The organism is Streptococcus huangxiaojuni, assembly GCF_040930515.1.
Taxonomy (GTDB): domain Bacteria; phylum Bacillota; class Bacilli; order Lactobacillales; family Streptococcaceae; genus Streptococcus; species Streptococcus huangxiaojuni.
In genome coordinates this window covers 1-16,663 of record NZ_JBFQEG010000035.1, presented here as the reverse complement: position 1 = coordinate 16,663, position 16,663 = coordinate 1, and the positions used below count along the sequence as shown (strand labels likewise).

Annotated in this window: 10 protein-coding genes and 1 pseudogene; all 11 read right to left on the bottom strand. The window is 45.5% G+C overall.

Annotation, left to right across the window (positions count from 1 at the left end; translation table 11 throughout):
* Positions 1 to 251: 251 nt before the first annotated feature.
* On the bottom strand, positions 252 to 677 hold the full coding sequence (locus tag AB3329_RS11080) for a MarR family winged helix-turn-helix transcriptional regulator (RefSeq protein WP_368396194.1): 426 nt from the start codon (positions 675 to 677) through the stop codon (positions 252 to 254).
* 195 nt (positions 678 to 872) lie between these two features.
* A complete protein-coding gene (locus tag AB3329_RS11075; RefSeq protein ID WP_368396193.1) occupies positions 873 to 5,267 on the bottom strand; it encodes a PolC-type DNA polymerase III in 4,395 nt (1,464 codons plus the stop codon).
* A gap of 570 nt (positions 5,268 to 5,837) precedes the next feature.
* Positions 5,838 to 7,700 (bottom strand): proline--tRNA ligase, encoded by a 1,863-nt coding sequence (locus tag AB3329_RS11070; RefSeq protein ID WP_368396192.1) that lies wholly within the window; start codon positions 7,698 to 7,700, stop codon positions 5,838 to 5,840.
* Between the two features lie 339 nt (positions 7,701 to 8,039).
* Positions 8,040 to 9,299, bottom strand: a complete 1,260-nt coding sequence (gene rseP, locus AB3329_RS11065; protein WP_368396191.1) for an RIP metalloprotease RseP — start codon at positions 9,297 to 9,299, stop codon at positions 8,040 to 8,042.
* 189 nt (positions 9,300 to 9,488) lie between these two features.
* The gene (locus tag AB3329_RS11060; RefSeq protein WP_368396190.1) at positions 9,489 to 10,283 is read right to left on the bottom strand and encodes a phosphatidate cytidylyltransferase; all 795 of its coding nucleotides are present in this window, start codon (positions 10,281 to 10,283) and stop codon (positions 9,489 to 9,491) included.
* Positions 10,284 to 10,296: 13 nt separating this feature from the next.
* On the bottom strand, positions 10,297 to 11,043 hold the full coding sequence (uppS, locus tag AB3329_RS11055; protein ID WP_368396189.1) for an undecaprenyl pyrophosphate synthase: 747 nt from the start codon (positions 11,041 to 11,043) through the stop codon (positions 10,297 to 10,299).
* Positions 11,044 to 11,330: 287 nt separating this feature from the next.
* Positions 11,331 to 11,684, bottom strand: coding sequence for a preprotein translocase subunit YajC (yajC, locus tag AB3329_RS11050; protein ID WP_067064054.1), 354 nt, complete (start codon positions 11,682 to 11,684; stop codon positions 11,331 to 11,333).
* Positions 11,685 to 12,172: 488 nt separating this feature from the next.
* Positions 12,173 to 12,517, bottom strand: a complete 345-nt coding sequence (locus AB3329_RS11045) for a DUF6568 family protein (RefSeq protein ID WP_368396188.1) — start codon at positions 12,515 to 12,517, stop codon at positions 12,173 to 12,175.
* A gap of 79 nt (positions 12,518 to 12,596) precedes the next feature.
* Complete coding sequence (leuS, locus tag AB3329_RS11040) at positions 12,597 to 15,098, bottom strand: leucine--tRNA ligase (RefSeq protein ID WP_368396187.1); 2,502 nt, start codon at positions 15,096 to 15,098, stop codon at positions 12,597 to 12,599.
* A gap of 125 nt (positions 15,099 to 15,223) precedes the next feature.
* Positions 15,224 to 15,742 (bottom strand): hypothetical protein, encoded by a 519-nt coding sequence (locus AB3329_RS11035; protein WP_368396186.1) that lies wholly within the window; start codon positions 15,740 to 15,742, stop codon positions 15,224 to 15,226.
* A 363-nt stretch (positions 15,743 to 16,105) separates the two neighbouring features.
* Positions 16,106 to 16,663, bottom strand: a pseudogene (locus AB3329_RS11030) (hypothetical protein); the annotation flags it as partial.

The following is a 16,663-nucleotide window of genomic DNA, read 5'->3' as shown; positions in this document are numbered from 1 at the left end:
TGCACATGTCCTTGGTCAAGCTAGCGAAAAATGTCATTTTTCGCTAGGTGTTTTTAGTGCGCCCTAGTTTACTGAATGTCAACTAAAGTTTTGACAACTTTATCTTGACTTTTTACCACTAGACTTTAAAAAACTGTTTTAATGCGTTAATAAAAGACATTTGCTCTCCTATCCATTTACCACTATATAGTTATAATTATTACTATGTAGTAAATTATAAAGCAGTCTGCTGGTAAAGTCAATCAAAATGTCTACAAATCTTTAAATTTTTTTAACAGGGTAATCAGCTCTTCTTGTTCGTTTTCAGAAAGCAAAGAGAAAACCGTTTCTACTTTTTCGATATGGGCTGGCAGAGCATGCTCAATAACACGGCGGCCCAGACTGGTTAAATCAACCAGATAAGCCCGCCTATCCTCAGGATTAAGTCGGCGGCTGACCCAGCCTTTTTTTTCCATATTTTTGATGACCACAGTCATATTCCCTGATGTTGCCAGCATATTGTCGATCAGCTCACCTATTGTCATTTCTCCCTTAGCATAAAGAACATCAAGAGCAGCAAACTGAGTTGCAGTCAGGTTATCTTCTTTATAAGATTCCGAAACTTTAGTGTCTATTGTGCGAAAAGCCTTACGCATAACAACCATTAATTTGACAGCTGAATTTTTAAATTCTGCCATTGCTACCTCCTCACAGCGACTTTCTTTTATCCTAACACTAATTGGCCATTTTCTCAACCGCACAGCCAGCTTTTAAGCCAAAACAAAACTCCGGGCAGTTGGAACTGTCCGGAGAAACAAATACTGAAAAAACAGTACTAGTAGCTCCAACCATTGACTGATCAAAGAGCAAAAACAGTATAAAATCATTTAGACTTAAAAGAAATCATCAAACAGGCTGAGCTGATTGTCTTCCGGCAGGTTGCCTAAAATCCCCATTTCGTCCATTTTTTCAACAAGAGTTGCCGGCAGACCGCCGCGCTTGCGCAGCTCCATCTTTGACAAGAACTCACCCTCTTTGCGGGCAGCTACAATCTGTCTGGCTACATTTTCACCCAGGCCGTCCAAGGCTACAAAAGGCGGTATCAATGTATCGCCATCAATCAGAAAATCCACTGCATCGCTCCGGTATAAATCCAGCTGACCGAATTTATAGCCGCGCTCCAGCATCTCATTGACAAGCTCTAGACTGGTGAACAAATCTATTTCCACATTAGAAGCTTCATTGTTTTTGCGTTTCGCACTGATATCCGCCATCCGTGCTTTAACCGCTTTGAGACCGGCACTCATGGTTTTTAACTCAAATGCCTTAGCACGGATAGAAAAATAAGCGCAGTAATAATAAAGAGGATAGTGCACCTTAAAGTAAGCTACACGAAGAGCCATGAGGACATAAGCCGCTGCATGGGCTTTAGGAAACATGTACTTAATTTTTCCGCAGGATTCAATATACCAATCAGGAACATTATTTTCCCGCATAGCCTGAATGTAGCCGCTGCGTTCTTCTTCAGAAATCTTCAGCCAGGCTCCTTTACGGACCCGCTCCATAATGGTAAAAGCCATTTTGGGTTCAAGACCGGCATGCATAAGGTAAACCATGATATCATCACGACAGCCGATAACAGTGGAAAGGGTGGCAATCCCCTCTTTAATCAAATCCTGAGCATTGCCCAGCCACACATCGGTTCCGTGGGACAGCCCCGAAAGCTGAAGAAGCTCGGCAAAAGTGGTTGGATGTGTCTCATCAACCATTCCCCGAACAAAGTTTGTACCGAATTCAGGGATCCCCAGCATTCCGGTTGAGGCACCGATTTGTTCGGGTGTAACCCCAAGCACCTCAGTCCCTGAGAACAGTTTCATGACAGCGGAATCGTCAACAGGAATTTCAGTTGGATCAATCCCTGACAAATCCTGCAGTTTGCGAATCATTGTGGGATCATCATGCCCCAGAACATCCAGCTTAAGGACATTTTCATCGATATCATGGAAATTAAAGTGAGTTGTCCGCCACTCGGCTTTTGGATCATCAGCGGGATACTGAACTGGAGTAAAATCGTATACATCCATATAACTCGGAATAACGACAATCCCGCCCGGGTGCTGGCCGGTTGTCCGCTTTACTCCGGCTGAGCCGCTGGCCAGACGGTCGACCTCTGCATCGCGGTAGTATTTGCCATAGTCTCTCTCATAACCTTTAACAAAGCCGTAAGCCGTTTTTTCAGCCACCGTGCCTACAGTGCCGGCACGAAAGGCATATTCTTCACCAAAGATATCACTGACATCGCGATGGGCCCGCGGCTGATCATCTCCGGAAAAGTTCAAATCAATATCCGGAACCTTGTCGCCGTCAAAACCTAAGAAAGTTTCAAAAGGAATATCCTGACCGTCTTTTTTGTAAGGTGTTCCGCATTCCGGACAGTTTTTATCCGGCAGGTCATAACCGGAGCCGACTGTTCCGTCAGTAATAAACTCTGAATGCTGACAATGAGGACAGACATAGTGAGGCGGCATCGGATTAACCTCAGTAATCCCAATCATCGTGGCCACAAAACTAGAACCAACCGAACCGCGCGAACCAACCAAATAACCGCGTTCATTGGAACGATTAACCAGCATTTGCGAAGCCAAATAAATCACCGCAAAACCATTCCCTAAAATTGACGTCAGTTCTTTTTCGATTCGCAAATCAATGATATCAGGCAGCGGATTCCCATAAACAGCAAAGGCTTTTTGGTAGGTCATCTCGGCAACCCGCTCCTCTGCATTTTCAATGAAGGGGGTGTAAAGGTCTGATTTAACAACCTCAACCTCTTCAATACGGTCGGCAAAAGCATTGGTATTTGTCACGACAAGTTCATAAGCCAGATCTTCGCCCAAAAAGGCAAAGTCATCCAGCATTTCATTGGTTGTTCGGAAATGGGCTTTAGCAAGCGGAGCCGGCTGAGCAGACTCTCCGCGGCCGATCGGTCTGTTGATGGCTGCTCCCTGTCCCAGACTGCGGACAATAATCTCCCGGTAAATCTCCTCCTCAGGTTCAATATAATGGACATTTCCGGTGGCCATAACAGGCTTATTCAGCCTGCGGCCAACCTCAATCAGATCTTTGATAACCTGCTGGATGCCTTCTTTATCCTTAATCAGTTCATTGGCAAGAAGCGGTTCATAAATTGCAGGCGGCATGACTTCGATAAAGTCATAATATTTAGCTGCTTCCACTGCTGCATCCACACCGCTGGTCAGGACGGCATCAAAAACTTCCCCTTCAGAGCAGGCAGTCCCCAGAAGCAGGCCTTCACGATGCTGATCTAAAACAGTTCTGGGAATCCGGGCGACACCGGCAAAATAATCCACATTTGCCAGACTGACCAGCTTAAACATGTTTTTCAGGCCGACCTGGTTTTGGACATAAACCGTCGCATGCTTAACCCGCGCTTTTTTATAGGAATCTTTGGCAACCAGTTTCGTGTTGAGCTCTGCCAAATCGGTTAAGCCGTGCTTTTCTCTGGCCTCCTGCAGGAAAATAAAGAGCAGACGTCCTGTAGCCTCGGCATCATAATTGGCCATGTGGTGGTGCTCAAGAGAAACCTGAAAACGTTTTGTCAATGGACCTAGACCGTGACGCTTATATTCCGGATAAAGATTTCTGGCAAATTCCAGCGTATCGATAACCGGCTGACTGATGACAGGCAAGCCGTGACGCTCATAATTAGCATCCATAAAGCCAACATCAAAACTGGCATTGTGTGCAACCAGAACCGTCCCTTGGCAAAAAGCCTGAAACTCCTGCAGAACCTGCAGCAAAGGCTTAGCCCCCTTGACATGATTATCGGTAATTCCCGTTAACTCAGTAGTAAAGGCTGAGAGCGGGTGCCCCGGATCAATAAACTCGTCGAACTGCTCCACAATATTTCCCTTAAACATTTTTGAAGCAGCAATTTGAATTAAGTCATTGTTTACAGCAGAAAGTCCGGTTGTTTCAACGTCAAAAACAACATAGGTCGCTTCGTGCAGATCCATAGTCACCGGATGATAAACAATCGGCACCTTATCCTCGACAATATTGGCCTCTAAACCAAAGATAGCTTTGATGCCGGCCTGCTTGGCCCGATGATAGCCGTGAGGAAAACTCTGTACATTACCATGGTCGGTAATAGCCACGGCTCTGTGCCCCCATTTGGCAGCCGTATCAATCAATTGCTCAACAGTCGGCAGGGCATCCATTGTTGACATGTTAGTATGTGCATGAAGTTCAACACGCTTTTGCCCCTCCGGCATTAAATCTTTACGCTCCTGATGGACGATGGCTTTTACATCTTGAACATTCATTGTTAAGGTGCGGGTAAAAGGGTTGTTCTCAATATTGCCGCGAACACGCAGCCAGGCCCCTTTAGCAATCATGTCGTATTTTTTCAGTTCGTCATCATTTTTGACCCATTTTTGCATAGCAAAACTGGACGTATAGTCTGTCATCTTAAAGTTGATAATGTGCCGACCTGTCCGGGTTGTCTTGCGTTCGGATTCAAAGACCATCCCTTCAAACACAATGCGGTTCTCTTCTGTTTCAATATCAGCCATAGGCATAATTTCAGCTTTATCAAAGCTGGCCTGACGTTTTTGGCTGCGGCTGGCAAAATCAAAAGCTGTCTTTTCCGGCTCCTGCGGCGGAGGAGCAGCCGCCTCCAACGCCTTCTGGGCTTCTAAATTGTCCTGCACTGCTTTTTCGAGCAAAGCTTCGCGGCTGGCCTCAAAAGATGTCTGGAGCTCTTGGGTTATCGCTTCGTCTGCTGCTATTTGAAAGCGGACCTTGCCAAAACCAAAAAGGGCAAATTGCTTTTCCAGCTTTGGCAGGTGATTCTTGATAAAATGGTCGTTGCTGGCATACTGGGGAGCACTAATTAAAATCGTTTCCCCATCATAAGAAACAGGAAGAGAAGAAAAAACCGACTTAAATCCGGCACTGCTGCACAGCGGCAGTTCAAAGGCATAACGGTAGTATTCCTGAAGCAAATCGGGTGAAAAATCTTTTTTGGGAGCCTCAATACTGAAAGAGGTTTTGATATCAGCCTTTGCAAAAGCAGAGGACAGTCGGTAGGCCAGCTCACGGTAATCATCCAGCGGCAAAATATGCGGGAAAGAAAAGTGAAATTCCCAAAGACGCGAGACCGAATGCAGCTTTACCTCAATAATATCAGCAGCTAAAAAAGCACTTGAAGTTTTGATTTCAAGCGGCATTTCAATTTGATCCATTAATTTCTTAAATAAATCTGACATAGCTTTCTCCTGAATCTCTCAACTCTTATTCTATCATAAGTCCTTTTAATTTTCGAGTTGAAACCCAAGTCCATATCTCTTCTTCAAAAAACAAAAGCTTGTACAGAGCCCCTCTCACCTGTTTCCCATCGACTCCATGACTCCCGACCGCATTAGCAGTTCTGGCAGAAGGGCGTCTGCGAAATCGAAGATTTCGGACTTACCGTCAGCCGTAAACGTCTGAAGGCTTTGTCGTCCTAACGGCCAACAGCACCCTTCTAGTCGTCTTGGCAGAGGGGCGTCTGCGAAATCGAAGATTTCGGACTTACCGTCATTTTGCTTTTATTGGCTTTTGGGTATTGGCTGACATTAAACGAGGCAGGGACAAAAGCCCCGCCTCGTTTCACTTTTTTAGACATATGCGTTTGACACAGTGGCTGATTGGAAATTCTTATCCCTCCCTTGTCTAGCAAGGGATAGCAATCTTCCTAATCAACTGTGCGGAGGTGGGGCAATAAAGTCAAAATCGTCATAAAATATGATTTACCGATTTTGGTCTCACTCTCAAGCTTTGCGCAAAGAGATCCAACTCTACTTAGAACTTCCTTTGGTCAAAATTTCAAGCGTTTCACTTAGATTTTCGGCATTGACCTCAATGGTGTCGCCTGTTGCTTTTATCTTTACTTCAACAATCCCTTCAGCCGCTTTTTTGCCGACAGTTACACGGATCGGCAGACCGATCAAATCGCTGTCAGAAAACTTGGAACCAGCACGCTCATTGCGGTCATCGGTCAGCACTTGATAGCCTTCTTCCTGTAAGTCACGTTCGATCTTAGTCGTCAAGTTATTAGCTTGCTCATCTTTGACATTAACGGTGATTAGATGAACATCATAAGGCGCCAGTTCGCTAGGGAAATTAATCCCCCAGGAATAACGGAAACCACCTTTTGGTGTTTTATTGACAAACAAGCGGGCATGCTGTTCAATTACAGCTGACAGTATACGGCTGACGCCGATTCCATAGCTTCCCATTACAATAGGAACAGCGCGGCCGTTTTCATCAAGAACCGTTGCCCCCATGCTTTCAGAATAACGTGTCCCCAGTTTAAAGATATGACCAATTTCAATTCCTCGGGCAAATTTAAGTGTTCCTTTGCCGTCCGGAGAAATTTCACCTTCTCTTACTTCACGAATATCGGCATAGTCTGCCTTAAAATCGCGCCCCGGATTGACCCCTCTTAAGTGGAAGCCATCCGTATTAGCACCTGTAACTGCATTGGCAATAGCTTCAACTCTGCGGTCTGCAAGCAGACGGATGGAGTCCGGCAGACCAACCGGCCCCAGAGAACCAAAACCAGCGCCCATAATTTCTCTGGCTACTGCTTCACTGGCAGGTTCAAGGAAATCAGCTCCCAGATAATTCTTCAGTTTAACAGTATTCACTTGATCATTGCCAACAAGAAGGACGATAAGCGGCTCATTGTCAGCCAGGAACAAAAGGGTCTTAATCGTTTCTTCCTCAGCTACTTCTAAAAAGTCTGCTACCTCATCAATGGTTTTACAGTCCGGAGTTCCAACACGCTCAACTTCCTCCTGTACAGCTACTTTTGTTACCATCTTGAACTCGCTGCTTGCCATCTCCAAATTGGCTGCATAACCGGACTCATCAGAATAAACAACTGTGTCTTCACCAGCTGTCATCCAGGACAAGAGTTCCTTACGGATAGCCTGCAAAATATCTTCCGGAATTTCTTCGATAGAAGCAATAGATTTATCCAAAACCAGCCAGTGGTCCAGATCTGTCCGATCCGGCGTGATAGCCATAAATTCCTGACTGTCTTTGCCGCCCATAGCACCGCCATCCCCGATAATCCCTTTGAAATCAAGGCCTGATCGCTTAAAAATAGCCTCATAAGCTCTGCGGTAGTCTTCATAAGTCACATCCAAACTGGCATAGTCAGCATGAAAACTGTAACCGTCTTTCATGATAAATTCCCGGGTTCTTAATAAACCATTGCGCGGACGTTTTTCATCCCGGTATTTGGGTTGAATCTGATACAGATTTAAAGGCAGCTGCTTGTAGGATTTAACAGCATCTCTGACCAGTGCCGTCAATGTTTCTTCATGAGTTGGCCCCAAAATAAAATCTGACTGATCTCTGTTTTTTAATTTGTACAGATCGTCCCCGTAGGTTTCATAACGTCCTGACTCACGCCAAAGATCTGCTGTTAAAAGAGCTGGAGCCAGCATTTCAACCGCATCAATCTTTGCAAACTCTTCATGCATAATCGTTTTGAGCTTTTCAATCACACGATTAGCCAAGGGCAGATAAGCATAAATTCCGGCCGAAATCTGGCGGACATAGCCTGCACGCAGCATAAGCGCATGACTGATAACCTGAGCATCACTTGGCATTTCACGAAGCGTTGGAATAAGCATTTTGGATTGTTTCATAAGTTAAGATTTGAGATATCAAGACAATAAAAACGTTAAAACAGCGGTGTTTACGCCTGCACAATCTTCTGTTTTAACCTTTCTCCCGTCCTGATTCACTTCCTTTCAAATAAGATATGGTGACTATTTGGTTCTGAGTTTTAACAAGGGATTAGAAAAACAGGGCTGGAGCAGCTGAATAAGGGAATGTCTAAGAAAGCCATCATCCTCCGATCGGACAGGACCTGTTTTATTCTGATGCTGAAGCCATAAAAATCGGCATTCAGACAGCAAAAGCAGCACTTCCCTGCAGTCGGAACAAGGGGCTGTTTCTGACTATAGTGATAACTGAAATAGAAATTAAAAGAAGGCCCGAACAATATCATTCCATGTCACTGCGATCATTAGGATAATCATTAAAGCAACCCCAGCTAAGGTAATATAATTCTCTGTTTCCTGCCTGAGAGGTTTGCGGCGGAAGATTTCTACAAGGTTGATAGCGATTTTTCCGCCATCCAGTGCCGGAATCGGGATTAAATTGAAGATTCCTAAATTGATAGAAAGCAAAGCCATAAGCGATAATACAGACTTCAAACCGTTTTGAGCAGCCTGACTGGATAACTGATACATGGCAACCGGTCCGCCCAATTGGTCCAGACTAAAATCAGCCAATAAATTTCTTAACGCTGTCAGAATAAGCGTGGCCCCATCCCAAGCCATGCTAAAACCGCCTACAATCTTATCTGTGAAGCTGGTCTTCAAAGCTTGAGATACGCCGATGTAGTAAGCTCCGTTTTGTTCTTGCGGCTGTACATCCAGAGTCTTAACCTGCCCGTCTTCTTCAACAGTGACCGCAATCGTCCCTCCCGGCTCTAAATTCTCAGTTGCCCTGCCGACAGCTTCTGTCAACTCAGACCAATTCTCAATATCACGGCCGCCAATCCGCAGGACACGGTCACCGCTTTTAACACCAGCTTGGGCCATTGCCCCGTTTTCAATTACGCGAACCTGATTGGTATTGGGATTAGCGGCGCCGCCTTGAACAAAGACTAAAATGATAAAGACTAAAATACCTAAAATAAAATTATTGAGGGGGCCGGCAAAGTTTGTCATGAGACGCCCCCAAACAGAAGCATTTTGATATTGGACATCAAGCGGTGCAATCCGCAGCTCTGTTCCATCCTCCTCAATAATGGTCGCATCGCGGGCAACAGAGTAAGTTTGTTCCTCATCTAAAACCCGGCCCGTGATCTCCAGCTTATCTTCCAAATCATAAGTCAGGACAGTCAAAGGAAGAGCTGTCTGATCCAGATATTTCTGAGACAGATTAATTCGGCTGACTAAGCCCTCTGAATTAAAAGTCAGGCTGACTGTCGAACCGGTTTTTATCTCTGTTTCATCGTCTCCCCAGCCGGCCATCCGCACATAGCCTCCCAAAGGCAAAATACGGACAGTATAGGCAGTTCCTTGTTTATCAATATGCGAAAAAATCTTTGGCCCCATACCAATAGAAAATTCCCTGACTAAAATACCGGATCTTCTGGCAAAATAGAAGTGCCCAAATTCGTGGACAACAACTAAAACACCAAAAATAATAATAAATGTTAAAATGCCTAGCATAGATTTCCTTTCAAAAGTCTTTTAACCAGAAGCTGTCACAGTCAAACAAAACATCTCTGTTTTTAAATACTCCCAGCAGAAAATCTGACCTTTTCTTTTCTCACAGACAAAAAGAGAAAAAGATGATTTTTTTGAAGCTGAACACTTTTTAGCAGGCAGTTCTCAAGCCAATACTGAAAAAAGACTGGCTTAAAACAAGCCAAAAAGATGCATAATCGGAAAGACAAAAATCATACTGTCAAAGCGATCTAAAATCCCGCCGTGGCCGGGAATTAATTTACCAGAGTCCTTAACACCAAAATGGCGTTTGATCGCACTCTCAACCAGATCCCCAAATTGGCCGCAAATACTAAAAATAACAACAAACAGCAGCATTGCAAAGAAACTGTGAGGCTCATAGACATTACTTCGCAGCAGCATAAAGATTAAGGCAACAACTAAGGCTGACAGAATGCCCCCCAGACTTCCTTCTACTGTCTTGTTGGGAGAAACTTTGGCCAGAAGCTTTCTTCTGCCAAACCGCCGCCCAATCAAATAGGCTCCGATATCTGTCGCCCAAACAATAAAAAGCGCCAAAAGAACCTTGTCTATTCCGGAAACACGTGCACTGACCAGATTTTGAAAACCAATACCTACATATAAACTGGCAGCAATCGGATAAGCCGCATCCTCAAAAGAGTAGGAATCGCTGTTGAAAACAGTCCCTGCCAGCAGCAAGAAAACAAGCAGACCAAAGGTCGAAAAACTGGCGTCAATCGGCAGAAAAGTTAAATAATTATCCAATGGAACCGTCAGGACAAAGGCTCCCAGCATGGCTAAGACACCTTCTATTGAAAAAACTTCAAGCCTCTTCATTCTTAGCATTTCAGCCGTTCCCAGCATGGCCAGCAAGCCGACAAAAAACTGAAAGGGCAGTCCCCCCCATATCAGAAAGGGAATGAAAATAAGCAGGGCAGCCGCTCCCCAGATAACACGTTCTCTCATGATTTCCTTCTTTCTAGACACCGCCGAAACGCCGCTGGCGCCGATTGTATTCACTAACTGCTTTCAGAAGTCCTTCTTTTTTAAAATCCGGCCACAAAGTTGGTGTAAAATAAAATTCACTGTAGGACGCCTGCCAGGACAGAAAATTACTGAGCCTTTGTTCCCCGCTGGTACGGATAATTAAGTCGGGATCCCGATACAAATAAGGAAGGCTGCTGGTCATTAGATAGCTGGAAAATAAATCTTCAGTGATGTCACCTGGATTGAGCTTAGCGTCTAAGACTTCCTGTGCAATCAATTTGGCTGCATTGGTAATATCTGCTCGGCCACCGTAATTCAGAGCAAAGTTGAGAATCAAGCCTGAATTATGCTTGGTTTTAACCCGGGCGCGTTCCATAGCATCACGAGTCGCCTCCGGCAGCCGGCTCGTTTCCCCGATAACCTGAATACGAACATTATTGGCATGGAGCTGCGGCACATACTGATCAAAAAATTCCACAGGCAAATTCATAATGAAGTTCACTTCTTCCTGAGGACGGGACCAATTTTCAGTGGAAAAAGCATAGACCGTCAGCACCTTGACACCAAGATCTGATGCCGCTATTGCAATCTCCTGCAGCATTTCCATCCCGGCTTTATGCCCAAAAACGCGCGGCTGCAGCCGCTTTTTAGCCCAACGTCCGTTCCCATCCATGATAATAGCGATATGGTTGGGAATCTTCTCTAAGTTATGTTCTTCTTTTCTTCTAAAATTAAACATTATCCACCCTAAAAAAGTTACTGCTCCTATTATTTTACCATACTTTAAACTTTTTTTACCACTTAATGTATCATTCTCATCAACAGCAGCAGAATTCTTAAGCCCAAAAGCTCCTAACAAAAGCAGAAACAGCAAAGAGCAGCTTTAACTCTCATTCTTCGGCAGATTGGGACAACTCCCCGCATTTCACCGAAAAATAAGCATAAAAAATTGCCAAACCTCTGTTATTGTCGGCAATCTTATATATAGGTAAAAACGCTGTAAACCGCTGCTTGCTCAGCCTGACACTATTGATCGATAGCAGAATCCATCGTTTCCTGAGTGTCTGCAGCATCATCAGCAGATACTTCAGCAGCTTCTGCCGTTTCTTCAGTCACAGCAGATGCTTTAGTAATAACTGTTTTAAGAGCTGATAATTCAAAAGTCAGATAAACACCATCAACATCAAGAACCATTTGCTTTTTATCAGTATCAATTTCATCAATAATACCGTATAAACCGCCGATGGTTACGATTTCATCACCCTTTTGAACCGCATTTAACTGATTTTGACGCTCCTGCGCCTGCCTCCTCTGAGTACGCTGCATAAACCACATCATCCCCAGCAAAAGCACAAGCAGAATAATAGTTGAATAACCCATATTTCCCTCCTTTAAAAATAAGATACAAAGCCCGTTAAAAGAGCAAAGCAAAAATGACGGTAAGCCAGAAATCTTTGATTTCGTAGGCGCACCTCTGCCAGGACGGCTAGAAGGGTGCGGTCGGCCGCAGGACGACAAAGCCTTCAGACGGCTACGGCTGGCGGTAAGCCAGAAATCTTCGATTTCGTAGGCGCACCTCTGCCAAGACGACTAGAAGGGTGCGGTCGGCCGCAGGACGACAAAGCCTTCAGACGTTTACGGCTGGCGGTAAGCAGTGACACAGAAGCTCAGTTTAAAAGATTTTCCTTACTCTTTCATTTCCAAGTTTGGACTGCCATATGGTACACCGCAGCTCTTTGACGCCAAATTTTACTATACCAGATTTGAGGTCAGCAGGCAAGTTAAAGTCACCAGGAAGTGCAGCATTTGAAGATGAGAGTTCATCAGCCCTTTAGGCATCTGGCGCCCACATCTGCATAACTGCAATTTTAAGCAATAAAATCAATGATAGCTTCTTCTGATAAAGAAGAGTCACAAACCACTCTGACCTGTCCGCTTTCAGCAACTAAAAGGCCCGGCACTGTCGGAATATGATACTGCTGGCGAAAATCTTGAATAGCTTGACTATCTGATAGGGCTTCACTGTTTAAAAAATAGACTGCCGCTTGAGATGTCTGAATCGCTTGAGCCAGTTTGGGGGCAAAGCGCCGGCAAAAAGGACAGGTTTCCCGGCCGACAAACAAAATAAATTTATCTTTTGTTGCGATATAATCCTGCGCCTCGGCAGCAGAAATTTCTGTAAATGTTTTGATGGATTCAGCAAATGTTGACATACATAATCCTCACTTTCTTTTTACCGCGTTTAAGAGACTGTTTGTTATAAAAAACTGGCTGATATCCAGAACCTGCCGTTTACTTAACGACAATATTGACCAATTTATTTGGAACGGCAATGACCTTGACAATTGTTTTGTCAGCTGTTGCCGCTTGAATTTTTCTGTCGGCTAAGGCCAGTTCTTCCAACTCTTTGCGGTCAGTATCTTTAGCAACAAGAATCCTTGAGCGGACCTTACCGTTAACCTGTGCAACAATCTCAACCTGATCCTCGACCAGAAACTTCTCTTCATAAATTGGCCAGGTTTCATAGGCCAAAGACCGGCCTGACTGTGTCAAATGCTGCCAGAGTTCTTCAGCTAAGTGCGGGGCAAAGGGAGCTAGAAGCTGCACATAGCCTTTAGCATAGTCGATAAAGAGCTGACTCTCTTTATTAGCACTGTTGACAAAGACCATCAGCTGAGCAATTGCTGTATTAAACTTCAGACTTTCGATTTGTTCAGTCACTGCCTTAACCGTCTCGTGGTAAACTTTATCTAAAGCGCCGTTGTTTTCCTTGGTTATTGTTTTGGTCGTTATCAACCGATAGACACGGTCCAAAAACTTCCGGCTCCCTTCAAGGCGTTCTGAGGACCAGGCGATGGAAGCGTCAAGCGGTCCCATAAACATCTCATAAACCCGTAAGGTATCCGCCCCAAATTGTTCTACAACGTCATCAGGGTTGATAACATTTTTGAGCGATTTTGACATTTTAGCCGGTGCCTGTTCCAGCTCTTCGCCTGTTTCAATATTGACATAAGCCCCATCGTGTTTTTCAACCTTATCTGAAGCAACTAAAGCTCCGCGGCTGTCACGGTAGCTTGTTCCTAAAATCATCCCTTGATTAAACAGTTTTTGGAAGGGTTCTTTAGTAGCAACCAAGCCGAGATCATAGAGAAATTTATGCCAAAAACGGGCGTAGAGCAGATGCAGTACGGCGTGCTCAGCACCGCCAATATAAATATCCACCGGCAGCCAAGCTTTCAGCAGCTCAGGGTCTGCCAAGGCTTGATCATTATGAGGGTCTATGTAGCGCAGGTAATACCAGCTGGATCCGGCCCATTGCGGCATAGTATTGGTTTCCCGCCGTCCTTTAACACCATCTGCGCGTGTCACTTCCAGCCAGTCTGTCAGATTAGCCAGCGGGCTTTCTCCTGTCCCAGAAGGCTTTATATCATCCGTCTTAGGCAGAACCAGCGGCAGCTCTGATTCGGAAAGAGCTGTTGAAGTTCCGTCTTCCCAATGGATAATAGGGATCGGTTCTCCCCAATAGCGCTGGCGGCTGAAAAGCCAATCTCGCAGCCGGTAAGTCACTTGCTTTTCCCCTACTCCTTCTGTTTCCAGCCAGGCCACCATCTTATCAATAGCAGCCGCTTTATCCAGACCATTTAAAAAGTCAGAATTGATATGCCGGCCGTCTTCTGTATAAGCAGCTTTTTCGACATTGCCGCCTTCCAGCACCGGAATGATGTCGAGCTGGTATTGTTTAGCAAACTCCCAGTCTCTTTCATCGTGGGCAGGAACAGCCATAATAGCTCCCGTCCCGTAGCTTGCCAGAACATAGTCAGCAATCCAAATCGGAATAGCTTTGCCATTTACCGGATTGACAGCATAGCTTCCCGTCCAGACACCGGTTTTTTCCTTGGCTAAATCGGTACGGGCCAAATCAGACTTCAAACTGGCCTGCTGCTTATATGCTGCTACAGCCTGAGCCTGACCTTCAGTTGTAATAGCATCTACCAATTCATGCTCAGGCGCCAGCACGGCATAAGTCGCTCCAAAGAGTGTGTCCGGACGTGTAGTGAAAACTGTAAAAGTCCGGTCGCTCCCTTGAATTTTAAAAGTGACATTAGCTCCGACAGATTTACCAATCCAGTTGCGCTGCATATCCTTGATGGATTCCGGCCAGTCTAAATCATCTAAATCATTGAGCAGACGCTCAGCATAAGCCGTAATCTTCAGCATCCACTGGCGCATCGGTTTTCTGACTACCGGATAGCCGCCGCGTTCAGAAGTTCCGTCAGGCAAAACTTCTTCATTAGCAATAGCTGTCCCCAGCTCCTCAACCCAATTGACCGGTACTTCAGCTTCATAAGCCAGTCCTTTTTCGTAGAGCTTGGTAAAAATCCACTGGGTCCATTTATAGTATTTGGGATCAGTTGTATTAACCTCACGATCCCAATCGTAAGAAAAGCCGAGCGCATTAATCTGACGCTTAAAATTTGCAATGTTTGCTGCAGTGAAATCAGCGGGGTCATTGCCGGTATCCATTGCATACTGCTCTGCCGGCAGACCGAAAGCATCCCAGCCCATAGGATGCAGGACATTATATCCTTGTGCCCGCTTATAGCGGCTGAGAATATCCGTTGCTGTGTAACCTTCGGGGTGCCCGACATGTAAGCCGGCCCCGCTGGGGTAAGGAAACATATCAAGAGCATAAAAATTGGGTTTGGCAGTATCTGTGCCTGTTTTAAATGTATGGTCAGTAGCCCAAAAGTCCTGCCATTTTTTCTCAATTTTTTGGTGATTGTAGAAAGTCATTTTTCCTCCCATTTAAGCGGCCGGTTTTCTGCGGCCTCTTAACTATTTATCCTTTTTATTATATCATTTTTACGCAGAATGAACAGAAAAAGAAAAAGCAGCTAAACGGCTGCCTTTTTATGTCTTTATTTTTCAAAAGAAATCCCGCACTTCTGGCAGCTCTTCCGGCCTGTCACAGATGACAGCTCAGCTTCCCACTCATAACGGCAGCTCTCACAGCGAAAACACCCCTTGCTCTTATCAGACTGTAACCCAAGAAAGGCCACATGAGCGATACTCAGATCCAGGCGCCGCTTGAGCATACTTAAGGCTTCAGCCTGCTGGCGTTCCTTCTTCTGCCGCTCCTGCAGCTCCTCTACAGCCTGATTGTAGGCAGTGGTCTCTTTTGTTCTAGCCTCCTCTAACTCATCTTCTTTCTGACGAATCTTACGCAGCAACTGGTCACGCTCATCTTCTAAGGCCCCTATCGTCTGGCTGGGCATAGCCTCAGGCAGATCACGGCATTGATCAAGCAGCCAGTTAGTCAGAGTCTCTGTCCGCTTAGAGGCCTCCTGCTGCATATCCTCGCAGCACCAAACAGCTTCGTCTATGGCTTTGACCCGCTCCGAATGCTCCTGTGTCAATTGCTCTTCTTTATCTATCATCTCTTCCTCCCCCTTTAAGCCCGTATCAAGCTGCTAAAGTCTGCCTGAGGCCATTCGGCCAGATAGGCCGCTGCACTGTCAGCTGCCTGACCCATAAAACAATCCGCCAGCTCAGAAGCTATCGTCCCCTGCGCTAAAGTCTGCAGCTCAGAAGCTTTCGTCTCTAAGCGGTTCTGTAAATCAAACGATTAGCTCTCCCAATCGCCTTGCTTTGCCGACAAAGCCCCCTGAATGGCCAAACGCTCCTGCGCTTTCTTAGTCTCTTTGGCCGCTTGGACAAGCGTGTCTAAATCAGCCGTTACTCCCATAAGATTCCCACTTTCTATGCTTCAGTTACAATGCCCTTTATGCACCTTTGTCTGCCTACTTCTTGTTAGTCGAAAACAAAGCTGCCCCTTCCTGATCCGCCGCTGTTAAGTTATCTGCTGCTGCATCCAGCTTATCCGCAAAAGCCATCATCCTGTTCTGGTAGGCATCAGCTTCGGCCAGATTTTGGGCCTCTGCCTGACTGTCCCATAAATTCTCCATAGTGTAAGGACTCAGCAGTTCGGCCACCTCACTGTCCGTCAGTTCTTCTGCTATTTGGTACATAGCCTGATGCGTCGCCGTAATGTCAGCCTGCAAATCTTCTTTTGCCTGAGCAATCTCATCTTTAATCTCTTGAACTTTAAGCTCGGCTTCCAGCCTGGCTTTCTGGGCGACCGCCCGCAGCAGATCCGTCCGTAAGCTGACTCTCTTAGACCCTGTCGCTGTTTTCAGCTGACTTCTCAGGTCCTTGACTGTCTTCTTATAAAAACTCAGAAGCTCGGCTTTGGTCGGTTCAACCGCAAAGTCGCCGTAGGTCTTGATATATTCCAGCAGATAAGTGCGATAATCGGTGCTGTCAAACCAAGTGTCGGGATTTGTGATATCCAGACCCTT